This window comes from Pseudomonadota bacterium, from assembly GCA_026388255.1.
In the GTDB taxonomy this organism is placed as follows: Bacteria; Desulfobacterota; Syntrophorhabdia; order Syntrophorhabdales; family Syntrophorhabdaceae; genus JAPLKB01.
Window position 1 is genome coordinate 1 of record JAPLKC010000085.1, and the last position, 22,464, is coordinate 22,464.

The following is a 22,464-nucleotide window of genomic DNA, read 5'->3' on the forward strand; positions in this document are numbered from 1 at the left end:
GTTGAGATGAGTTATTGTATCATATGAAGGCATAAAATGCCAGTTTATTGTATACTATTGTGGACATTGTAGCAAAATAGTTGGACTACCCTCGCAAAGGTTAAGGGGATTTGGGCAACAGGCCGTTTATTCTTGACATTGGGGATCTGGGTACGTCCATAAATAAGTAAATATCTTTCCCCAGCCAAGAAGAGATTCTATCGAACCGATTGATCCCCGTCATACCCGCCCTATTTTTTCTATTGTCCTGCAATCTCAGTATGTTGTCAAGGAGGTTTTTGGTATCATACAATCGGAAGCAGTGTGTTAGCCGTTAACAGCATTTGTCAGTATAGTCAACGCGGCGCCCACAATGCGCGGGCTTTTCCGACAAGTTATTGGAAAATGCCTGATATAAAGGCCCTGTGGTTCCTGCTATTTTAAAGAAAATCTCTTTTTCATTAATAGAAATTTCGTGTAATCGTCCCATAGATAAGGATTGGTGAGAGTTGTTCTGTTTATTTGAGCACCGTATTTCCTGAACTCCTTCTTTTTTGTGTTTTTAAAATAGTCTGAAGCCCAACGTATCGTTACTGCAAATGTAGAGACCTCTTCACCTGTTTGGAACATAAGCGTAGCAACATCACCGACTTCCATAGTATTATTTCTACTTTTTGGGAATTCATATAAAAGACCGGTCTTACTGATATTTAATATTTTTACCTTTTCCTTAAAGTCCGAATTCTTGATAAAAAACCGGCTATACTTTTCTTCTTTTACATCACAACGTAAATCAATCCTGTTTTCCTTCATATTCCGGTCTCCTTTTCAGAATTTATGATGGTTGCTCTATTGGCTATATACTTTATATTTTATCGCATAATAGATGAAAATATTAACAGCAAGTATTACGCGTTCAGGTAAAGAATTGGAGCATGTTCTGTAAAAACCTGCCCACCTTTATTTTGAATGGATTATACGCCGATAATTGACAGCCAAATCATATGGACTACCTATTGATTATACTCAAAACTCATAAACCCGACATGGGCAAAATTTCTATATGTTCCATTTATGGCCGGAAGGTATGATCTTTCATTGTTAAAGAGGGTAGTCTGATAACCTATGCTTGCCTTAAATGAGTTCTTCCGACATGTTGCTCCAAGAGTATATATATGTCTTTTGCTGTCGGGAAGTTCAGGACCAAGTGTTTTTCTTGGTATAGGGCTCTTATCAAACATATAACCACCCCGTATTTCAAAATATTTGTTTAACCGGTAGTTTGCGCCAAAAGCAATGCTTGGAGTATTACGCCAACCTTTGTAATAGAAAGTATTTGTTGAACCATTGTCCGACGATACACGATAACTGCTCATGGAAGACCATCCGCTATAAAGCACATCTCCTTCCAGCACAAGCGCCCCGATTTGTTTCGACAGACCAGCAGCAGCTACAAAAGGCAGAGTAAATGTGGCAGCAGCCCTTGTTGACGAGGAAGATAATGGAGAAGGAAGATAAAAATATGCCCCTCCTTTGTATTTTATATGCAAAAACAGAGTTAAATAAGTAGTTTTTATTTCAGCAAAAGTGCTTATGTATCTTCCCGACCAATCTTTCGGCCACTCCGTTGATAAGCCGAATAAGGAAAAGATCCCGATTCCAAAGGAAACATAGTCTTTTGTATATTTAATGTATAGACGGTATATGATGCGTAGAAGTTTTTGCTTAAGTCTTTTTCCCGGTTGACGGGTCTTCGTATCGGGTATTCGGGGAAATCATTGTACTGTTTACAGAAGCACCGAAGCCTTTTTGATGGACAAGCAAGGCAGGGTTGTAAAATATCGCAGACGGATTATCAACGGAGATGCCTGCCATCCCCATACCATTTACTTTCGCATCCTGGTTATAAATGATAAATGCAGCCCCGAGTACATTTAGAGGCAAAAACATTATAGGCAAAAAAAGAAGATATTTTTTCACTTTTTATAGTCTTTATTTAATAAATCTAATTAGCATTACAGCTTGAAAAAAACAATATTTAATATTTTTGTAGCCATTTAGAAAAATATTTAATAAAATAACCCTTGAGGTTTTGATGATATATACAATAACACTCAATCCATATCTTGACAAAACGATAGATATTGAAGAACTTGTATACGACGATGTAAACGAAATCGTAGAGGAGAAAAAACATGCCGGCGGGAAAGGCATAGATGTTTCACGGGTCATCAAAGAACTCGGCGGTCAGAGCATTGTCCTTGGATTAATCGGCGGATACAGCGGACTGGAGCTTGAAAGCAGACTCATAAACGAAGGAATAATCTGCGATTTTACACGCATTAATAACGAGACAAAAACAAATACCACAGTTTATCAGAAGAATAAAAAAATACAGACCTTGCTGAGTTCTTCAGACCCGGATGTAAGTTCTCTCGAGATCATAACCTTCTTTAATAAAATAAAGGAAATTCCAAGGGGCAGTCTTGTAGTGATCATTGGAAATGCACCAAGGTTTGTTAGTGATAATTTTTACGCACAGCTTATAATAACTCTAAAAGAAAAAGATATAAAAGTAATCCTTGATACTGATCACGGAGCATTAAAAAATGGTATAAGTGCAGAACCTTTTTTAATAAAGCCGAACATTCATGAGTTCGGCAGGCTTACCGAAAATAATATATCAAGTGTTGAAGAAATAATTGAGTATGCAAAACCTTATAAAAATGTTGTAGAATATATAGCAGTTTCGATGGGTGCTATGGGGGTGCTTGGTATTTCAAATAATGTGGTATATCACGTCATTCCACCTAAAATAAAGGTAGGAAGCTCCATTGGTGCAGGTGATTCGCTTGTCGGAGGCCTTGTTTTTTCGCTCAGTGAGGGTAAAAGTTTTAAGGAGGCCCTTGTTTTGGGTGTTGCAAGCGGTACAGCTGCCACCCTTAATCAAGGAAGAGAGTTGTGTAAGAAAGAGGATATTGATACAATAAAAAAAGATGTAAAGATTAAAATTATTTAATTTACTTATCTTTTTAATGATGTGTATTATATATTACATAATGAAAGGAGGTGAAAGTACATGAAAAAGCTTGTGATATTATTCATAGCTATTGCCTTTTTTACCAGTTTTACTTTGGTAAGCTGTGGTCCATCAGCAGAGCCACCAAAGCCAGCGCCTAAAGAAGAAGCAAAACCGGCAGCACCAGCGCCAGCACCGGAAAAAGCTCCAGCACCAGCGCCAGCACCGGAAAAAGCTCCAGCACCAGCGCCAGAGAAAAAGTAGTTTTTCACTTTATCAGGGTATATCCATTCGTGGGTATACCCTAAACCAATGAAGAAAGAGGTGAACCATGAAAGCAAAATCATTTGGACTTATTTTATTTGTTATTTTAGCTTCACTGTCATTAGGCGGGTGCGGATGCTTTATGCAGCAAATTAAAGGGGAAACTCCTCCTCCTCAGGCTCCGGGAGCAAAAGTTGTTGCGCCTGAAGTAAAACCGGTAATACCTGTTGAAACACCGCAGCCGGAGGCGGCTCCTGCAATAGCAATGAAAGATGTGAATTTCGATTTTGATAAATACAATATAAGACCAGGAGATGCCGAGATATTGAAACAGAATGCGGACTGGTTTAAGGCTATCCCAGGCAAAAAAGTCAGAGTCGAAGGTTATTGCGATGAAAAAGGCACAATAGAATATAACCTTGTCCTTGGTCAAAAGAGGGCTGACTCCGCAAAATCATATCTCGTAAATCTCGGGGTTGATGCAAATCTTATAGAGACAGTAAGCTATGGGAAAGAAAAACCACTTGATCCGGGACACAACGAAGCAGCATGGGCAAAAAACAGAAGAGCTCAGTTTTTACCGCTTAAGTAAGGTGATGCGAAAAAGGGAGGGCACTTTGACTACCCTCCCTTTTATCCATACTGTTGAAGAATTATCAAAACATCTATGCTTAGATAAAAAAACAAAAGAAGAAATAGAAAAGGTTTCCATATCTCATCCCTTTAGAATACCAAAATTTTATTTAGACCTTATGGAAAAAGACAATCCTCTTTGCCCCATAAGGAAACAATCCGTGCCTTCAAAAGAAGAGCTAACCGGCAACGGAGATACTGATCCTCTCAACGAAAAAAAAATATCCTTAACACCCTCATTTTTTAAAAGGTATCAGAATAGGGGCGTTTTTTTAGCAAGTTCGGACTGTGCTATGTATTGCAGATTCTGCAACAGAAGAAGGCTTATCGGTAAAAAATGGGACGCCAGGTTGCACTGGGAGGAAACATTTCAATATTTAGAAAGGGATAGAGAAACACATGAGGTTATCATTTCTGGAGGAGATCCTTTTATGCTCTCATCTGATGAACTGGATTACATTTTATCAAGATTGAGGTCTATACGGAGTATAAAAAATACCAGAATAAGCACAAGGATGCCCGTTGTATATCCTGAGGGTTTGAAACAGGGTCACTTTGATGCTTTAAAAAAGAGTTCGCCTCTATGGATTGTGATTCATATAAATCATCCTCGTGAAGTCTCAACTGATTTTATTGAAACCGTAAACAGATTAAGGGATGCCGGCAATATCATTATAAGCCAGACCGTGCTTTTAAGGGGCGTAAACGACTGTCCGCACGTTCTTGCCAGATTGTTTGAAAATCTTGTCTACTGTGGTGTCAAACCCTATTATCTTTTTCAGCTTGATGAAGTCAGAGGCGCCGGACATTTTAAGGTAAAATTAAAAAAAGGTGTTGAGATAATGAGATATTTAAGGGCTAACAACTCTGGTCTCGCAATACCGCAATATGCGCTGGACATTACCGGAGGCCTCGGCAAGGTTTCGGTGGATTACAAATATATCAAGAAAAGACGGGGCAATAAGGTTATTGTTGAAGGTTTGTCCGGCAAAACAGGTATTTACAATGATGATGCTAAACAGAGTATTTGCTCAAAATGTAATATCTGCAAACAAGGTTTGCCCTGAAATTAGAAGTCTTTGCCCGTAAATGTGTTACCGGTAATGCATTTACGGTTTATTTGGCATTCTGAATATTGCAATTATGTAATACACGGCAGAATATATGCTGAAAAAAAGTGAAGCATATAAGATTATCAACCCGAGCAGGTGTATTATATGGTCAAGCTTGTAGATCGAACTGTAAAAAAGTATGCAGGTAATCCCGATGATTTGCAGGGCAGTCTTCAGCTTGCCGGAAAAAGATGGATAGATAGCAATGCCTTCTGTTGCATAAAAAGATCTGAGGCCGTTTATCAGAAATTCTCTTCCGACAAGGATTAGCGTAATCCAAAGAGGCACGAGCCTGTAGTATGAAAGTGTGATAAGGACCGAGGTAACAAGAATCTTATCGGCAATCGGATCAAGATATAGCCCCAGCTTTGTTTTCATGGACATTTTTCGAGCTATGTACCCATCAAGACCATCCGTTATGCCTGCAATAATAAACAAAAGGCACGCCGCAAAGATCAGCTCTTCTTCTTCTGTAGATATAAAAATAATGATGAGTGGTACAAAAAGTATTCTTATTATGCTGAGTCTATTGGGAAGCGTCCAGAGGGATGCTTTTTCATCTTTAGCCTTCATCTGGCTTCTTTAATTTACCGTAGTATTGTTTCACTTTTTTTATGAATGTCCTGGTTTCCTCAATCGGGGGAACTTTCATATTATGCTCTATAACTCTATTCGGGCCTGCATTATATGCGGCAAGCATCAATTCAAGATCTCCATCAAAGATGCTGTCTAACAATTTCAAATATTTTGTTCCTCCTTGAATATTGTCGTCAGGGTTAAAGGGGTCGTCCACCTTCATTAGTTTTGCCGTATCGGGCATGAGTTGCATTAGCCCTTGCGCCCCTTTATTGGATAATGCAAAGGGGTTAAAGTTGGATTCGGCCTTCATAACAGCCTTTATGAGTGAAGGGTCCATCCCGTGGAGCTTTGAATGATACATAATAATCTTATCGTAGTTGCTATTATCTATACTCTTGGTCAGCATGGAAGTGTTTTTTTCGGATATTACGACATGGTATTTTGTGCCGACAGGGACAATATTTGTAAAATGATAAACACCACGCTCGTCAGTATAACCATAAATGCCTGCATATCCACATATCGGGACAAGGCAAATGATGATCAATGCTATCGCTTTTAAATTCATTGACTTATTTTCGTAAACTTTTTCAAGCTTGTCAAGCATTTTGAGCTATAATACAAAACTTAACCATTGAAATCAGGGCTCCACGGCAATGCACAAAAAAGATTTTTTCATCGTCCATACCTTTGAAATGTGGCTTATAGACACCCCCCAGGTCAATATATTCAACAGTTTTATCGATGGCAGGGGAAAATAAACGTAAAGGTAGTCCCAGTTGTTTTATTGCTTTCTACTTCTATTGATCCTTCATGATCTTTTATAATTTCATGTACAATAAATAAGCCGAGGCCTATCCCCTTGCCTTGCTGTTTGGTCGTGAAGAAAGGTTTAAAAATATCCTTCAATACATGTTTTTCTATGCCTGCGCCGCTATCCGTTACTTTGCATACAAGCTGGCTTTCGTCTTTATTTAATGTCTCAATGGTAATAACACCGTTTTCATCACCGATAGCATCAATTGCATTCTTTATTATATTTATAAATACCTGGCACAGTCTTGCAGAATTCCCTTTAATAATGCTGCTGGTTGCATTGAATTTTTTATTGATGGAAATCTTTTTTAATTTATACTGATTGTGAAGTATTCTTAAAGTATCTTCTATAGGCGCATGTATTTCTACAAGCTCCTTTACTTCATCTTTCTGTCTTGAAGCTTCAAGCAAGCTTTTAATAATTTCTTTTGTCCTTTTCAATTCATTAAGGGAGAAAGTCAGGTCATCGAGAAGTTCATTTTGACCTTCAAGGTGGTCAATGTAGTATTCAAGGGTGCTCATAACTCCTGCAATGGGGTTGTTAAGCTCGTGGGCAATACCTGCGGCAAGTCGTCCAACCGCAGCAAGACTTTCACTCTGAATAAGGGCTTTTGTCCTCTCGTCGACAAGCTTTTCGAGCGAGTTGGAAAAATCCTGTATTTTTTTATACGAAGCGGCATTGTCAAGGGCAAGGGCTATATGATTTGCAAGGATCGATAATATTTCAGTTTCCTCGCCGGTATAAAGACTCATATCTCCTTTTTCACCCAATAACAGATATGCAGGATGCAATTTGGATGGCACGGGCAGGGACAATCTATAACCCTGTTTCCATAGCTCATCGGCTTCATGAATAAATCGAAAAACCTCGCTTTCTTCTGTCCTTGGAACCATCATAATATTACATCTTTCGAGAGTAAACGTATTCGATAACCTTTCAATAATTGTTTTTTTAATTTTACCGACACTATAAAGCGTTAATATTTCAAAACTAAGATCTTTTATCGCTTTTCTGTTTTTTATGAATTCCTGCTGGAGAAATTGTATGAGAAAATATTGTACCCGTTCCTTGGAAATATAAATTAAAAGAAATGTAAATATCATTGCTGTCAACGATATCAAATCAGTGTTTAATGAATTTCGAAAAAGGTTTTTTAACAGCACTTCCAGGCCGATGAAGAAACCTATTGATATGAGGAGCAGGGTAACAAACACAATGCCCTTATTCAGGAATATCTTCCATTCCATCACATCATGCCGGTAAATTGCATATCCGAGAAGACACATAGGGACAAAGATAAAATTACCGATGGGATATGCCTCGTATCCACCCATAACAGCAACATCAAAATGGTTTACAAAGGCAGCGAGGCCAAAACTTAAAATAATATATTTTATTCTTGTTTTCTTGATTGAAACCTTTTCCTCCTTCAGGTTTTTGAAAAGGAGGTAAAGTGAGAGTACAACGCTTAACGTGCAGAATGTGCCGAATACGTAAAATAACGAGCCTGAAGCAGCAAAAAAACCAAAATAATATCGTATGACACCCGTCAGGTAAAGGGGGTGTTGCGTGAGAGGTATAAGAAAAAATGCGATGATATAAAATATTTTCACAAGAGGCATCCACCCCTTATGTCCTGTGGCCAAAATCGTAAAGTGCAGATAAAGAGGGATAATAAAAACAAGAAAAATATGGTCTATTCTGCTTATCCTGATTGCCAGAGCTTCATCCTGCACAATAGTAAGCAAGGTCTTATCAATGTTAAGCATGCAACCAATAATACATATCAGAGAAAACAACAGATTTATATGCGCATTTTTTGCTTTAAATATTCCCATCAAAAAGAGTATGAGGAGAATTATCGCACTTAGAAGAGGCGGTATGCTGTAAATATTCATCGCTGATATTTTGAAATTACAATAAGTAAAGAAATGGTGCAAGGAAATTCTTTTCCATAAATCAAGCAGGGCTTCTCGATTGAGAAGCCCTGCTTGATTTAACAACAACTATTCACTGCCTTTTCATCCCGGCATCAAAAAGCCTGGAAGCCATGTGGCAAGACCGGGCCATATAAAAAGGAGAATTGCCCCGACTACAAGACTTATCAGAAAAGGATATACACCGGCATAGATCACACTGAAGGGAGTTTTGGTGATATTCTTTACAACAAAGACATTAATTGCCACAGGCGGTATGACAACACCAACCATAACGGTAACGCCGATCATGATGCCGAACCACAGAGGATCATAGCCGAGCTTGATGATTGCGGGGAAGAAGATAGGTGTTGCCAGTATCATGAATGCGAGGTCATCAATAAAAGAACCGCCGATAAGATAAACGAATGTGATAAAGACCATTATAAGCCATGTTGGAAGGGGAAGACCTACGATCCAGTCGGCGGCGATCATGGGTATCCTTGTTACGGCAATAAAGTGTCCGAGCACGGTTGAACCGGCTATGAGCATAAGCACCATGCATGCGGTCCTTATTGATTCTGAGACTGATTTTATATAACCTTTGAAGTTCAGGTCCCTCTTGGCAAAGGTTAAAACAAGCACGAAAAAGGTTCCCACGCTTCCAGCCTCGGTCGGCGTGAAGAATCCCTTGAGAATGCCGGCTATCATCAGGATAAAGATTGCAACAACCCATATAACCTCCGGGAGTGCCTTGAATCTTTCCGCCCAGGTAAACTTTGGCCCCTTGGGCCCAAGAGCAGGATTAATTTTACACCATCCGTAGATAATTACGATAAAAAAGAAGGCAATAAGAAGGCCGGGGCATATGCCTGCAAGGAAGAGCCTTCCAATAGACTGGTCGGAAATAATGCCGAATATGATCAGCGTAACACTCGGCGGCAATAAGATGCCCAGAGTTCCCACAGTTGCAACGATACCTGTCGAAAGTCTTTTGTCATAGTTGTAACGGTCCATTTCAGGAACAGCGACACTGGCAAAGGTTGCAGCAGTTGCCGGAGAAGAACCGCATATTGACTTAAAAGCAGTTGCGCCTGCAACGGTTGCCATGGCAAGACCGCCGGGGATATGCCCTATAAATTTATATGCACAGGTAAAAAGTCTTTTTGCAATACCTGAGTTAAAGGCAACCTGTCCCATTAAAATAAAAAGAGGGATGACGGTAAAACCATATGAATCAAAGACATCGAAAAAATCCTTTGCAAGCAGGTTCATCGAAGCGCTCCAGGAGATGAGGTAGCCAAATCCTATAAAACCTATGAGAATCATGGCAAAGGCCAATTCTATGCCTGTGAGAAACATAATCAGTATAGCGGTTAATCCTATCAGTCCGACAGTTACCTCATTCATATTGTCCTCCGGCGATCTTAACGATATCAGATACAAGTACGAGGCATTGTATAAAACAGCACACGCCCAATCCGAATGCGATAGGATAAAAAGGCATCTGGCGTGTAGTGCTTACTTCTCCTGACTGGTAAAGATCTGATCCGTAAACAAAGAGGTTCCAGCCTATGAGAATAAACAATATGATACCGGTGATGCGCGTGGCAACATTAAACACATTTTGAATTTTATTTGAAAAACTTTTGACAGCAAAATCAACAAAGATATGAGCCCTTATCCACGATGTAATGGGAACAGCAAATCCTATAACAATTGCCCCGCCGAAACCAACTATTTCATATGTGCCTACAATGGGACGGTTGAAAATCCGCAAAAATACATCTGCTACTGTGACAAGCATAATAACTGTCAGCGCACATCCGGAAACAAAGCCCATCCATTTGCTTAGTTTTTCGACAATTCTTAGAAATCCACCCATAAACCCTCCTGATTGATGCTATTTTCCAATACTTATTTTTGTGCAAAAACAGCAGATAAATATTTCCATTTTTGTATACACTTTGTCAAGTGAAAATATTGATCTGCTGCTTTTTATAGCATATTCTGTCGACAGAACATTTATTTGTTATATGCATAACTTATTATACAATACATCTGAATCATAATAACAACAGAAGCGTTTTAAAGAACTGAACGTTGTGCCTTTACACATTCACCAAAAGATGGTAAAAGCTATATACATGAATATGACCTGTGCTATTCTTGCCGGAGGTAACAGCAAAAGAATGGGGAGTGACAAGGCAACCCTCCCTGTCGGGACAAAGCCGCTGATAAACCGGGTATATGATGAAGCAAAAAAGGTTTTTGATGAGATCATTATCATCTCAAATCACCATAAAATCATTGCCGGCCTTGATGTCCCGATATTTAAAGATATTCTCCCTGTACAAAGCCCTATTGTAGGCATTGTATCAGCGCTGTTGTACGCCGATACGCCCTATGTGTTTGTACTTGCATGCGATATGCTCTTTGTCTCTAAAGAATCAATAGAATATATGATAGATGAAGCGCACGGTGAGGACTTAATAATCCCCAGATCGAAAGGAGGCTATGAACCGCTTTATGCGATATATGGCAGATCATGTATCCCCCATCTATTTAAATTGATAGCACAGAACAGTTTAAAAGCCACAGGTGTTTTCCCTTTTCTTTCTGTGAGAGTTTTAGATGAACACCCATATTTTACAAATAATGGTTATTCTGTGTTCACGAATATCAATACAATCGATGATCTGGTAATATTACAAAACCAGGTTAGTACAGTAAACAAAATAAACCCCCGACTAAGGGCAAAAAGCCCTGCCGGATCCAGCATTGACCTGCAAGAGAGGAGCCCTATATGATCATCCAGAGACGTGGAATAATGCACGAGGGACAACAACCGTTAACGGATGAAGGGCAAGAAGAACATCGCTATGCCTCCTGTAATAATGAATTGGTTATCAGCAAGATGCAGAAAGGCGACATTGAAAAAATCCTTGAGATAGAAAAACGTTCTTTTATTACGCCCTGGACAAAAAAAATGCTTAACGAGACATTATCTTCGCCCATATCTATCAGTCTTGTAATTAAGGAAAGCAAACTTTTGCTCGGTTATATCATGTTATATTCTGTGTTGAATGAAGCTCATATATTAAATCTTGCAACAAATCCTGATTACAGGAGAAGAGGATATGCCTCACGACTTATACGGCATACAATTGAATATTGCGAGAAAAGAGATATATCAGAATTCTTCCTTGAGGTAAGAGATAGTAACATCAAAGCTAAAAAGTTGTATAGAATGTTTGGTTTTGAAGTTATTGGAAAAAGAAAAGGGTATTATACAGACACACATGAAGACGCTCTTGTAATGCAGCTTTCATTGCATTAAACAGCATGGAGCATTCAACGTAGATCGTAGACGGTATTTTTACTGCCAGCTAAACGTTTACATGAGGAATTATGGTTGATACAGAAGCACAGATTATAGAAAACAAGAACGTTGTTCTGGACTACTTTCTGCTCAGACTGAAGCCGGCTAAGACTATGGGGAAAATAATGCCCGGTCAATTTGTTATGTTGAAGATACCCGGCAATGAGGTCTTTCTGAGAAGGCCCTTTAGCATATATGATTACGATATGGGCATACTAACAATTATGTATAAGGTCGTAGGGAAGGGGACAGAGCTCTTAAGCAAAACAGGCAAGGATACGTTGACTTCTGTGCTTGGCCCTCTGGGTAATGGATTCCATGTTAATCAGAGGGATGCATATTTGACAGTGGCCGGAGGAATCGGCATAGCAGGTATACATTTTCTGGTCAAAAGCCTGAAGGAAAAAGCATCAGTATTTTTTGGATGTTCCTCTCATATTGAGACAGCCCTTCTTGAAGATATAGCGAATTTAAATCCCATGGTCTCGACGCTTGACGGCTCATACGGATATAAAGGCAATGTTGTTGAGATGCTGAAAAATCATCTTGAAACCACCGAAAACATTGACCGGGAGATATTTGTATGTGGTCCTGAAGGGATGCTAAAAAACCTCAAAACATCAATTAACAAGAATAAAATATCCTGCCAGGCGCTTGTGGAAGAAAGGATGGCATGCGGACTTGGTCTCTGTTTCGGCTGTGTGAAAAAAACAATCGACGAAAATGAACCTTATAAGAGGGTATGCAAGGAGGGGCCTGTATTCGATTTATGGGAAATATCACTTTAAAATTATTCGGCAAGACACTGAAAAACCCTGTTATGAATGCCTCGGGTACGCTCGGTTACGGCAAAGAGATAGAACCGCTCTGGGGTGTTGAAACACTTGGGTGCTATGTAACAAAAGGCCTGTCAATGAAGCCGCATCACGGGAATCCTCTTCCGCGGATATGGGAAGAGAGATGCGGCATGATAAACAGCATAGGGCTTCAGAATATCGGCGTCGAGCGTTTCTTTGAAGAATACTTCCCCTTTTTTAAACGTAAGAAAACCCCTATAATCATAAATTTTTTTGGTTTTACCGAAGACGAGTACATCGGCTGTGCGCAAAAGATCAAACCTGACAGGCAGATTATTGCCTTAGAGATGAATCTTTCCTGTCCGAATATCAAGAAAGGCGGGATCAGCTTCGGAAAAGAAGCGGATACGGTATACGAGATTGTAAGGAACGTAAAGGCAGTCACCAAAATACCGCTTTTGGCCAAGCTTACTCCAGAGGTGAAAAATATTGTTGAGATTGCCGTTGCTGCTTATGAGGCTGGCGCAGACGGGCTAACCCTTATTAATACTATTCCGGCAGCCGTTGTAGATGTAAACAAAAGAACAGTCCCGATAAAAGGCGGACTGTCGGGTCCTGTTGTAAGGTCAGTTGCCCTGCGGGCAGTCTATGAGTGCTCAAAGGCAGTTCCCATACCGGTTGTCGGCGTAGGCGGAATTATGGATACACAAGACGCTGTAGCGTTTTTAATGGCAGGTGCACATGCAATCCAGATCGGTACTGCTACATTCATAGACCCTTATAAAATCCCGAAAATTATCGAAGAATTGAGGGAGTACCTGGACGTGCATGGATATGCAGGTATTGAGAACATTATCGGAATCACCCATGACCAATAACAGGCAGAGCCCCGGGACAGATATTGCTGATGCTGTGAAATCCATTGAGGAGGGGCTTGGGGTTCCGAACATCCTTGCAAGAATTCTTGTCTCAAGAGGAATAATAGATGTTGTCGAGGCAGAGGCATTTCTGCATCCGCAACTCGATGACCTTTCCGACCCTTTTTTGCTCCCTGATATGGAAAAAGGTGTTGACAGGGTTATCAGGGCAATAGTGGAAAGGCAAAAGATTTGTATTTACGGTGATTATGACGCAGACGGGATTACATCTGCCGCCCTCATGATAAACTTCTTTAAGCATATAGGGCAATCCCCGGAGGTTTATTTACCCAAAAGACAGGAAGGCTATGGGCTGAATATTGAGGCAATAAACAGGTTTAAGTTACAAAGCCCGGAACTCCTGATTTGTCTTGACTGTGGTTCGTCAAACCGTGATGAGATAGCATTTGCAAAGGAATCAGGCATTGAAACGGTTGTTATTGACCATCATGAACTACCGGATGAAATACCGGAGGCCTGTGCATTGATTAACCCGAAACGTAAGGATTCACGCTTCCCGACAAGAGAACTGGCAGCGTGTGGCGTGACCTTCTTCTTCTTATGGGCTCTCAGAAGAATTATGCATAAGAGGGGTCTGTTGAAGAACAAGATAAATCTCAAACAAGAGCTTGACCTTGTAACAATAGGTACTATTGGTGATATGGTGCCGCTCATAAAAGACAACAGGGTACTTGTCAAATTTGGCATAGAAAGCATGAGGCGGCAGCCCAGGGTATGGTTAAAGACATTTCTTAAAAAAAATCTTATACCACGCGGGGGAAACATTGATGAATTTGCGTTGAATTTTATTATTATACCGAGGATCAATGCAACAGGCAGGATATCCAAACCGGAAATAGCATTGGATTTTTTGGTCTGTAATGAAGAAAATGAATCCGAGGCATTGCTGCTTGATCTCCAAAAAGCAAATAAAGAAAGACAGGATAAAGAAAAATCAATTTTAAGCGAAATCGAAGGAGTTGTAACCAAAGATAATCTCTCAGATAAAAATTCAATAGTTCTGTTTAAGAAGGATTGGCATTTAGGGGTAATTGGTATTGTTGCACAGAGACTTGTTGAGAAATTCGGCAAACCCTCTATAATAATAACGGAAGTAAACGGCATATGGAAGGGCTCGGGGAGAGGCGGCAACGGAATGAACCTGCTTGAGACAATAGCGTCTCTCTCACATTTGCTTTTAAAACATGGCGGGCATAAATACGCCTGCGGTTTATCGCTTTCAGAGGAGAACCTCATCCCCTTCAGGGATGCCTTCGAAGAACGTGTAAAAGTCATGCCGCGTGAGATAAGCAAACAATTTCATGTAGATACACATGCTGAATTTGAGGAAATAACAAACGAATTTATGGAGCTTATTGAGCAATTAGCACCACATGGGATTGGTAATCCAAGACCCGATCTTTTTCTGATGCCTTCGGATGTTTCGGTGATTAATCAACGTCGTGTCAGGATCATCGACAAAAACAAGAAGACATGGGACGGGATAATTCAAAACAAAGGCTGCTCTGTTCCACCGCCTAACACCTCGGCAATCATCGGATATCCTTTTATTAAAAAGGAAAGGGATGAAAAATTCATAAATATTTATATAAAAGAATTTGTATTGAATGAGGATGAGGGAACTTTGTAAAATCAGATTTTGCGAAAAACAGTGAAACCGGATTATCGGTGTATGAATCTAATTAAATCAAATAGTTATATAATGCCGAAGGCGGGACTCGAACCCGCATGAGTCTCCCCGCCACCCCCTCAAGATGGTGTGTCTACCAATTCCACCACTTCGGCACTTATTAACTGTCTCATTTTGTCGGTAGTTTCTCTTCAGCCTTTATAGGGGCTGTTTTCCCCACATACTCTCTGTGACTGTAAAAATATGCAAGCAAAAGGCTTGTGAGCATAAATATTATAACAGTAGCTGTTGTCAGCTTTGTCATAAACCCGCTGGAACCGGAACTGCCGAACAGTGTCTGGCTTGAACCGCCGCCAAAGGCTGCTCCTATCTCAGAACCCCTCCCTGTCTGCAAAAGCACAATAAGGATAAGGGCAATGGTTGCAACCACATGAATAACTGCTATCGCTATCAACATTATCTTTTCTCCGACACTTTTTTTATTATACCAACAAATTCTTCACTTTTCAAGGATGCTCCACCAACAAGCGCCCCGTCTATGTCTTTCATTTCTATTAAATCGCTGATATTTTGCTGTGTTACGCTTCCTCCATATAATATTTTCACATTTTTACACGCATCGCCGTACATGTCTCCAAGGACATTTCGTATAAACCCGTGAACCCCTTCCGCTTCTGCCGGAGTAGCATTTTTCCCGGTGCCTATTGCCCATACAGGCTCATAGGCTATAACAATATTATCCATGCTGTCTATACCGCCAAGTGCTTTTTTAACCTGGATCCCAACAACAAATTCTGTAATTCCCCTTTCTCTTTCAGCATCAGTCTCGCCTACACATATAATCGGTTTAAGACCGACAGCAAGACTTTTCTTTGCCTTTAAATTGACCCATTCATCGGTTTCACCAAAATATTTCCTTCTCTCGGAATGTCCGATGATCACATAGGTGCAGCCGATATCTTTAATCATGGATGCCGACACTTCGCCGGTGTATGCTCCCTTTTCCTCGTAAAACATATTTTGTGCAGCAAGCGTTACATGCGAGCCCTTTATTGTTTCATAAACAGCGTGCAAGGCTGTAAACGGCGGCGACAGTACAACATCGCCTCCTTTAATCCCGGCAGTACCTTGCCTTACTGCTTCCGACAGATTTATAGCCTCGCTGACTGTATTATTCATCTTCCAGTTGCCTGCTACCATCCATCCTCTCATGAGGCGCCGCCGGATTTCTCAAGGGCCTCAATTGCAGGCATGGTTTTCCCTTCAAGAAGCTCAAGAAATGCGCCGCCGCCGGTAGATATGTAAGAGATTTTCATGCTCTCGCCTGCACGATGGACTGCAACATCAGTATCACCGCCGCCTACAATGGTAAGCGCATGGGCATTTGCCACATAAGTTACCATGGCAAAAGTTCCCCTGCTGAAGGGGTCAAGTTCAAACATACCCATAGGACCGTTCCATACTATGGTTTTTGCATCCTGAAGAGCTTCGGAAAAAAGCGATGTTGTGGCAGGTCCTATGTCGAGGCCCATCCAATCTTTTGGTATCTCCTGAACCGTACATATCTTTACCTCTGCATCAACTGTTGCCTTCTCCGCCACAACACAATCAACAGGCAGATAAAACTTGACTTTCCTGCTGTTAGCTTTACTAATAATATCTCTTGCCATATCAAGCATATTTTCTTCACATATGGATTTGCCGATCTCATTTCCAAGAGCCTTTAAAAAAGTAAAAGCCATACCACCGCCGACAATCAGTTTGTCAACTTTCTCCATAAGTTTTTCAAGAACACCAATTTTGTCCGACACTTTTGCGCCTCCGATGATTGCCACTAAAGGTCTTATCGGATCACCCATTGCCTTATTGAAATAATCCAGTTCATTTCGCATGAGAAAACCGGCAGCGCATACTTTAACAAATTCAGTGATTGCAGCATTTGATGCTGCTTTCCTGTGAGATACCGCAAAAGCATCGTCAACATATACATCACACAATCTGGCAAGTTGAGATGCAAACTCGCTGTCATTTTTTTCTTCGCCTATATAAAACCTAAGATTTTCGAGTAGAACTACATTCCCATCCTTCATGTCCGATATCGCCTTTTCAACATCATCGCCTACACAATCATCAAGGAATGTAACGTCTTTTTGAAGCAGTCTTGAAAGTCTTTTTGCAACAGGCTTCAAGGAAAATTCTTCAGTTTTCTTCCCTTTTGGTCTGCCCATATGGGACGCGATAATTACCTTCGCGTGTTCATCGAGAGCATAATTTATCGTCGGGAGATGTGCGCGTATCCGTGCGTCATCGGTAATATTCCCATATTCATCCATTGGTACGTTGAAGTCAACACGGAGAAAAACCCTTTTACCTTTTATATCGACCTGATCTATGTATTTCATATGTCACCCATCCTTTTTTAAGGTGGAAAGAAAAGCGCCTGATTTTGCTATTTCACAATAAAAGACAGCAGCTCAAGCATCCTGTTTGAAAAACCCCATTCGTTATCATACCATGACAACACTTTTATCATCTTACCGCCGATAACGTTTGTATTTTCCATATCAATTATGGAAGAGTGCGGGTTTCCATTGAAATCTCTTGAAACAAGAGGCTCTTCAGAGCAGAAAAGTATCCCTTTCATAGGGCCGTCTGCATATTCTCTAAACTTATTATTCAGTTCTTCCTTTGTTGTGCTCTTCGATAATAAAGCCACGAAATCAACGATAGAAACGTTTGGTGTCGGAACCCTGATTGCCAGACCGTCAAGTTTTCCTTTTAATTCAGGTATAACTTCTGATATTGCCTTTGCAGCACCGGTTGTTGTCGGTATCATAGACAGCGACGCCGCACGCGCCCTGCGCAAATCCTTATGAGGCTCGTCAAGTACAACCTGATCGTTTGTAAAAGAATGAATGGTAGTCATAAGCCCCTGCTCAATACCGTACTCTTTCTGCAGTATCTTTGTAATAGGTGCAAGACAATTTGTAGTACACGAACCCATGGATATTACATGATGTTTTGATTTATCATATACTTCCTGGTTTACTCCCAGAACAAACGTCACATCCGGGTTTTTCGCAGGCGCCGATATTACAACCTTTTGCGCGCCGGCCTTTATATGCTTCTCCGCCCCTTCCCTGTCAGTAAATTTTCCCGTGCTCTCAAGAACCACATTAACACCAAGTTCTTTCCATGGCAGTGTTTCCGGATCCCGTATGGCATATGTCTTTATTTCCTTTCCATTTACCATAATTGCATTGTCTTTTGCTTTTACCTCAGCATCCATAGTGCCGTGTATAGAATCATATTTTAGGAGGTGTGCAAGGGTTTTTGCATCCGTAATATCGTTTATTGCTACAAACTCAACGTCTTTATTTTTATAGCCTGCCCTGAAAACGAGTCTTCCAATTCTTCCAAAACCATTTATCGCTATCTTTACAGACATAAAAACCTCCTCTTGTTGGTTTAGATCGCATTAAATAGTAATCATAAGGGGATAACCTTGTCAATGAATTTTTAGTTGTCTGAAAAGCCGACAAAATCAAACACCGGAGCTCAAATATGTATATATTCTTCATTATTAATCCATAACTCCTTATGATGTTCTCATCTTAAAGAAAGTTGCAAAGGAACTAAAGCTTTCATGCGCGGCCATAATCTTTCCAGTAAAAGCAATTTTTACTTTGTTCACCCGGATCGGTATGGTAGAATTTTTCCGTATTTTTGTTTCTCCTTTTGCATCAGATTGATTGTTTGGAAACCATTGATGTAACTGTAAAAATAGGTTTTCTGTTAAGAGACGATCAGAGATAAATACATTTTTTGGAATAATTATGACAGCCAAAAAAGAGGTGAATTGATGAATTCAAAAAACTCCATGCATTTAAAGGGACATACGGCGTTAATTACCGGGGCAGGTCAGGGGATCGGCGAGGCCTGCGCTGAGGTATTTGCAGAAAGGGGTGCTGACCTTATCCTACTCGACAAAAACAGGAAAACCCTTCCTCGCGTAGCCGACAGGATAGCATCAAAAGGGGGAAAGGTGATTGCGCATATCATAGACCTTACCCGTACAACTTCGCTTCAAAAATTAATAGAAGAAATGAAAGCAGAAAGAACGATAGATATACTTGTAAACAATGCCGGTTTTGACAGGCCCGGTGTAACGGCAAAAACAGACAAAACAGACCTTAATGCTGTTCTGGGGATACATATCAGCGTACCCTTTCTCCTGACGAAATGGCTCCTTCCGGAAATGCGCGCCCGCCGATGGGGACGCATAGTCAATATAAGTTCTGTTTATGGTCTCTCCGGGGCAAAGGGAGAAGCAGCTTATTGTACTGCAAAGGCAGGTATTATCGGACTGACAAAGACTACGGCGAGAGAGGCAGGGGCAGACAATGTAACAATAAATGCGATTGTGCCGGGGCTTATCCGTACCCCCCCGATGATAAAATTACCGGACAAGTATAAACAGCCCATAATTGATCAGACCCTGCTGGGACGCATGGGCGAGCCTGTAGAGGTGGCCAGGGTGATTGCCTTCCTTGCATCTGATGAGTCATCATACATAACAGGAACAACCATTACGGTTTCAGGGGGATGGGGGATATAAAAACAGGGAACATCCCTTTTTAAGAATCTCTTGCAGTCCGCTCAATGCGAATACCCGTTCTATGAAACTTTCCCGGAGGACCTGATCTTTAAGGCCTTCATCATCAACGACAGGGATAAGGGGGAACCTTTTCATAAAAGCGGCAGCGAAAATGCCGACACCCTTTTGCGCCAATATCCCATTTTCAGTATAAACCATGACGTCCTGCATACCGGAACTGGGAGACCTGCTCTTAAAGATAAAACCGCAGATTCCTTCCCGTGCAAGCTTATTCAGCCTTTCTTCGGCCCACTTTTTCATCCCGTCCGTATGGTCGATGCCTGTATTAATTGTTACAAGACAAGGGGATGCAGGATTACCCACAAGCTGCATTGCCTCCCTCGGAACGGGAAGACCGTATTCAACCTCCGGGCATACGGGAATCCAGTGAAAAAACCGGCCCAGGGTATCTGTAATATAGTGATCGTGTTTATGCCCACCGTCATAGCGGACATTTTCCCCAAGGAGGCATGCGCTGACACCGATCTTAATGTCGGGATTATTCATGTTCATTATAATTATTGTGCCTGACTTTCTGATAATCCAGGCTGCTTTTCGGAACAGGTTTTTTTGTTTCATCCGGCCAGCCAATGCCGATTATCGATTCCACATTGATATGTTCGGGTATCCCCAATATTTCCTGTATATATGCTTCAGAGGTCTTCGCGTCGTTGTATTCCCGTTTTCTTATCTGTATCCAGCAACTTCCCAGCCCCAATGACTCTGCTGTCAGTTGAAGCAGTATTGATGCGATAGAACAATCCTCAACCCAAACATCGGATTTTGAGCTGTCTGCGCACACCACGATCCCCAAGGTTGCCTTTTCCAGGAATTGTGAGCCATGTGCCTTTGCCTTTGACAGCTTTGACAATAGCTCAGGCTTATCTACAATAATGAATTCCCAGGGCCTGTTGTTCAGCGAGGAGGGAGACCTGAGCAATGCTTCTATAAGTACATCAAGGGATGCTTTATCAATGCCTTTATTCGTGTATTTGCGGATACTCCGACGCTTGCGTAATAGTTCGATCATATAGCAGCCTCCTGTCTATTTTCCGGATAAATTATACTAAATTAAATCCTGATTTTATATAACGTAAAATGTAAAATATAAAACATACTGGTTTATGTATTATAGATTTCCAAGAGTTGTTGACAGAAACTTCACACTATGCTGTTTTTGCCTAATACACTGACAACTTTCTGCAAAAGAGTTTTTCGACCTATGACTGATATACGACATTACGATTGGTACTTAATACCAAGTTGCCTTCATTTGCATACCTTTGTTGTCTCCTCGTCACACTCCTCGACGTTATATATTACCATGACCCCAGATTCTACCCCAAAGAATAACAGAGAAAAAAGTTTTTTATCAGACTACCAAAAAAACCTCCTGTCCCCAAGGTCTTACCAACCGATTTAAAGAACCTTCTTATTTTGCCTTTCTGCACTCCATAAAAAACATTATTAAAAAGGTTTCCATACTTGCTTGCACTGTGCAAGCAAAATACATCTAATTGTTCAAACCAAAGCCTGTATTGGCTTTACAGAGATTTAGCTCTTTGCTCTCAATGTGAGAGCAAACACTACAGACACAGTGTCTGTAATCGCACAAAATGATATGAAATCGATACTTTATTATCATCCGGTTCCAACGCCAGCGTTAGCCAGAGGCAGGTTTTATTGCCGATTGTCTGCAACCGATGGTTGGGCGGGTTCTCTTTTGTAAGTTTTTTGTATCAATAAAACCTCTGTTTCCAAAAGTTATTTAGTTTTTAAAGGATGTCCCCTTATCCCTGGGTTACGGGTTGCTCCTTACAAGCTGCTGCGCCTCCGTACAGGCTGTACCCGGGTTTCTTTCAATCAACTTCGATACTATAGAAACATTCTTCTCTCTTGTTTTTTCATTCTCCCTCAGAGCATTGATCCAATTGGCCTCAAGTTCCCGTATGCTGATCCCGAACACGTCCTGCCATGGCCTATCCTTCTCCTGGGAGAGTCGTTGTAGCTGCTTTATCTTGTTGATTCCATAGATTTTATACAAATAATTTCCAAAAGACCCCGTTTCAGCATATGCCTTGTGTTGTTTGGCTTTATCAAGAATCGAAAGTTTGCCGCCCCCGGCGTCTTTCATGCCCCATGACTCATGATCAGGTCCCAATTCATTTAGGGGGATGTATGATTTCGTTTCCAGAAGAGCCAACACCCATTCGTCACTGCCGAATCCACACATAGGAAAGGTTAACGGATTCCCGACTTTCGCTTCTGTAAGAATACCCATCATGTTGCGAATCAATTTATCCTTTTGTGGAAATACCGCGCTTGTAAGCTTGTGCGCCATCATTTGCGGCGATCCTTCAGAACTGAAGACCCGAACGATGCGTATACGTTCACCATCCTTGTTTTCCCAGTAAAAGACACTCGAATAGACATCCCTGCGTGGTACATCGAAAATGACCTGTATCTTCCCGAATCGGTCTATTCCGGAATCGGCAGACCAGAATGCAAGAATGCGCTCCAACATTGCTTGCGCTTGATCGGCCAGGCTTTTCAGTTGATCATTCGACAATTTGCCGGTGGCATCACTAATAATGAGGTGCTTGGTTTCTATGATTGGGCTTGATGCCTGTGATAATCCAGCCACCAATATACCGGCCAAAAAGATTGATAATACAATAACTCTTTTGATCATCGGCTTCTTTCCTCCTTCTTTTGTTATCGCGCTGCCGGGCCTTGACGCC

At 40.9% G+C, this 22,464-nt stretch carries 25 protein-coding genes and 1 tRNA gene; 9 read left to right on the top strand and 17 right to left on the bottom strand.

Features of this window, described 5'->3' with window-relative positions; genetic code table 11:
* Window positions 1-414: 414 nt before the first annotated feature.
* From NT178_11075 to NT178_11085, 3 genes are all read right to left on the bottom strand, one after another.
* Window positions 415-792 (bottom strand): hypothetical protein, encoded by a 378-nt coding sequence (locus NT178_11075; GenBank protein ID MCX5813071.1) that lies wholly within the window; start codon window positions 790-792, stop codon window positions 415-417.
* Between the two features lie 200 nt (window positions 793-992).
* Entirely contained in the window at window positions 993-1,529 is a 537-nt protein-coding gene (locus NT178_11080; protein MCX5813072.1) for an outer membrane protein transport protein, read from the bottom strand.
* Window positions 1,530-1,704: 175 nt separating this feature from the next.
* Complete coding sequence (locus tag NT178_11085) at window positions 1,705-1,959, bottom strand: hypothetical protein (GenBank protein MCX5813073.1); 255 nt, start codon at window positions 1,957-1,959, stop codon at window positions 1,705-1,707.
* A 115-nt stretch (window positions 1,960-2,074) separates the two neighbouring features.
* Here NT178_11085 and NT178_11090 point away from each other — a divergent pair, with 115 nt between their 5' ends.
* Entirely contained in the window at window positions 2,075-2,998 is a 924-nt protein-coding gene (locus tag NT178_11090; GenBank protein ID MCX5813074.1) for a 1-phosphofructokinase family hexose kinase, read from the top strand.
* 26 nt (window positions 2,999-3,024) lie between these two features.
* On the opposite strand, the gene NT178_11095 is transcribed toward NT178_11090, so the two are convergent.
* Window positions 3,025-3,345 (bottom strand): hypothetical protein, encoded by a 321-nt coding sequence (locus tag NT178_11095; GenBank protein ID MCX5813075.1) that lies wholly within the window; start codon window positions 3,343-3,345, stop codon window positions 3,025-3,027.
* On the opposite strand from NT178_11095, the gene pal reads away from it, so the two are divergent.
* Together pal and NT178_11105 are read left to right on the top strand one after the other, a co-directional pair.
* A complete protein-coding gene (pal, locus tag NT178_11100) occupies window positions 3,330-3,854 on the top strand; it encodes a peptidoglycan-associated lipoprotein Pal (protein MCX5813076.1) in 525 nt (174 codons plus the stop codon). The two genes, NT178_11095 and pal, sit on opposite strands and share 16 nt — an antisense overlap.
* A 25-nt stretch (window positions 3,855-3,879) precedes the next feature.
* On the top strand, window positions 3,880-4,962 hold the full coding sequence (locus NT178_11105) for a KamA family radical SAM protein (GenBank protein ID MCX5813077.1): 1,083 nt from the start codon (window positions 3,880-3,882) through the stop codon (window positions 4,960-4,962).
* Between the two features lie 42 nt (window positions 4,963-5,004).
* On the opposite strand, the gene pgsA is transcribed toward NT178_11105, so the two are convergent.
* The 5 genes from pgsA to NT178_11130 form a co-directional block, all read right to left on the bottom strand.
* Entirely contained in the window at window positions 5,005-5,580 is a 576-nt protein-coding gene (gene pgsA / locus NT178_11110; protein ID MCX5813078.1) for a CDP-diacylglycerol--glycerol-3-phosphate 3-phosphatidyltransferase, read from the bottom strand.
* On the bottom strand, window positions 5,570-6,154 hold the full coding sequence (locus tag NT178_11115) for a lytic transglycosylase domain-containing protein (protein ID MCX5813079.1): 585 nt from the start codon (window positions 6,152-6,154) through the stop codon (window positions 5,570-5,572). Before NT178_11115 ends, pgsA begins: the two co-directional genes overlap by 11 nt.
* 170 nt (window positions 6,155-6,324) lie before the next feature.
* Window positions 6,325-8,301: an ATP-binding protein gene (locus NT178_11120; GenBank protein ID MCX5813080.1), complete on the bottom strand. Its 1,977-nt coding sequence runs from the start codon at window positions 8,299-8,301 to the stop codon at window positions 6,325-6,327.
* A gap of 123 nt (window positions 8,302-8,424) precedes the next feature.
* Window positions 8,425-9,729, bottom strand: a complete 1,305-nt coding sequence (locus NT178_11125; GenBank protein MCX5813081.1) for a TRAP transporter large permease — start codon at window positions 9,727-9,729, stop codon at window positions 8,425-8,427.
* Window positions 9,722-10,204: a TRAP transporter small permease gene (locus tag NT178_11130; GenBank protein MCX5813082.1), complete on the bottom strand. Its 483-nt coding sequence runs from the start codon at window positions 10,202-10,204 to the stop codon at window positions 9,722-9,724. The genes NT178_11125 and NT178_11130 overlap by 8 nt, the downstream gene beginning before the upstream one ends.
* A gap of 262 nt (window positions 10,205-10,466) precedes the next feature.
* Here NT178_11130 and NT178_11135 point away from each other — a divergent pair, with 262 nt between their 5' ends.
* The 5 genes from NT178_11135 (at window position 10,467) to recJ (ending at window position 15,066) form a co-directional block, all read left to right on the top strand.
* Entirely contained in the window at window positions 10,467-11,129 is a 663-nt protein-coding gene (locus tag NT178_11135; protein ID MCX5813083.1) for a molybdenum cofactor guanylyltransferase, read from the top strand.
* Window positions 11,126-11,659, top strand: coding sequence for a ribosomal protein S18-alanine N-acetyltransferase (rimI, locus tag NT178_11140; protein ID MCX5813084.1), 534 nt, complete (start codon window positions 11,126-11,128; stop codon window positions 11,657-11,659). Before NT178_11135 ends, rimI begins: the two co-directional genes overlap by 4 nt.
* A 71-nt stretch (window positions 11,660-11,730) precedes the next feature.
* On the top strand, window positions 11,731-12,489 hold the full coding sequence (locus NT178_11145; GenBank protein ID MCX5813085.1) for a dihydroorotate dehydrogenase electron transfer subunit: 759 nt from the start codon (window positions 11,731-11,733) through the stop codon (window positions 12,487-12,489).
* Complete coding sequence (locus NT178_11150; GenBank protein MCX5813086.1) at window positions 12,471-13,376, top strand: dihydroorotate dehydrogenase; 906 nt, start codon at window positions 12,471-12,473, stop codon at window positions 13,374-13,376. Before NT178_11145 ends, NT178_11150 begins: the two co-directional genes overlap by 19 nt.
* Window positions 13,327-15,066: a single-stranded-DNA-specific exonuclease RecJ gene (gene recJ / locus NT178_11155; protein ID MCX5813087.1), complete on the top strand. Its 1,740-nt coding sequence runs from the start codon at window positions 13,327-13,329 to the stop codon at window positions 15,064-15,066. The genes NT178_11150 and recJ overlap by 50 nt, the downstream gene beginning before the upstream one ends.
* Before the next feature lie 73 nt (window positions 15,067-15,139).
* Here the strand turns inward: recJ and NT178_11160 are convergent.
* From NT178_11160 to gap, 5 genes are all read right to left on the bottom strand, one after another.
* Window positions 15,140-15,221: transfer RNA gene (locus tag NT178_11160), tRNA-Leu, on the bottom strand.
* Window positions 15,222-15,235: 14 nt separating this feature from the next.
* The gene (gene secG, locus NT178_11165) at window positions 15,236-15,523 is read right to left on the bottom strand and encodes a preprotein translocase subunit SecG (protein MCX5813088.1); all 288 of its coding nucleotides are present in this window, start codon (window positions 15,521-15,523) and stop codon (window positions 15,236-15,238) included.
* Window positions 15,523-16,278 carry a triose-phosphate isomerase gene (tpiA, locus tag NT178_11170; protein MCX5813089.1) on the bottom strand — a complete coding sequence of 252 codons (756 nt, stop codon included), beginning with the start codon at window positions 16,276-16,278 and terminating at the stop codon, window positions 15,523-15,525. Before tpiA ends, secG begins: the two co-directional genes overlap by 1 nt.
* Window positions 16,275-17,468 (bottom strand): phosphoglycerate kinase, encoded by a 1,194-nt coding sequence (locus NT178_11175; GenBank protein MCX5813090.1) that lies wholly within the window; start codon window positions 17,466-17,468, stop codon window positions 16,275-16,277. The genes tpiA and NT178_11175 overlap by 4 nt, the downstream gene beginning before the upstream one ends.
* A gap of 47 nt (window positions 17,469-17,515) precedes the next feature.
* Window positions 17,516-18,514, bottom strand: coding sequence for a type I glyceraldehyde-3-phosphate dehydrogenase (gene gap / locus NT178_11180; GenBank protein ID MCX5813091.1), 999 nt, complete (start codon window positions 18,512-18,514; stop codon window positions 17,516-17,518).
* 414 nt (window positions 18,515-18,928) lie between these two features.
* On the opposite strand from gap, the gene NT178_11185 reads away from it, so the two are divergent.
* Window positions 18,929-19,684, top strand: a complete 756-nt coding sequence (locus tag NT178_11185) for an SDR family NAD(P)-dependent oxidoreductase (protein MCX5813092.1) — start codon at window positions 18,929-18,931, stop codon at window positions 19,682-19,684.
* Here the strand turns inward: NT178_11185 and NT178_11190 are convergent.
* The 3 genes from NT178_11190 to NT178_11200 form a co-directional block, all read right to left on the bottom strand.
* Window positions 19,664-20,230 (bottom strand): DUF523 domain-containing protein, encoded by a 567-nt coding sequence (locus NT178_11190; protein MCX5813093.1) that lies wholly within the window; start codon window positions 20,228-20,230, stop codon window positions 19,664-19,666. The two genes, NT178_11185 and NT178_11190, sit on opposite strands and share 21 nt — an antisense overlap.
* The gene (locus NT178_11195) at window positions 20,223-20,753 is read right to left on the bottom strand and encodes a nitroreductase family protein (protein MCX5813094.1); all 531 of its coding nucleotides are present in this window, start codon (window positions 20,751-20,753) and stop codon (window positions 20,223-20,225) included. The genes NT178_11190 and NT178_11195 overlap by 8 nt, the downstream gene beginning before the upstream one ends.
* A 771-nt stretch (window positions 20,754-21,524) precedes the next feature.
* The gene (locus NT178_11200; protein MCX5813095.1) at window positions 21,525-22,415 is read right to left on the bottom strand and encodes a hypothetical protein; all 891 of its coding nucleotides are present in this window, start codon (window positions 22,413-22,415) and stop codon (window positions 21,525-21,527) included.
* Window positions 22,416-22,464: the final 49 nt, after the last annotated feature.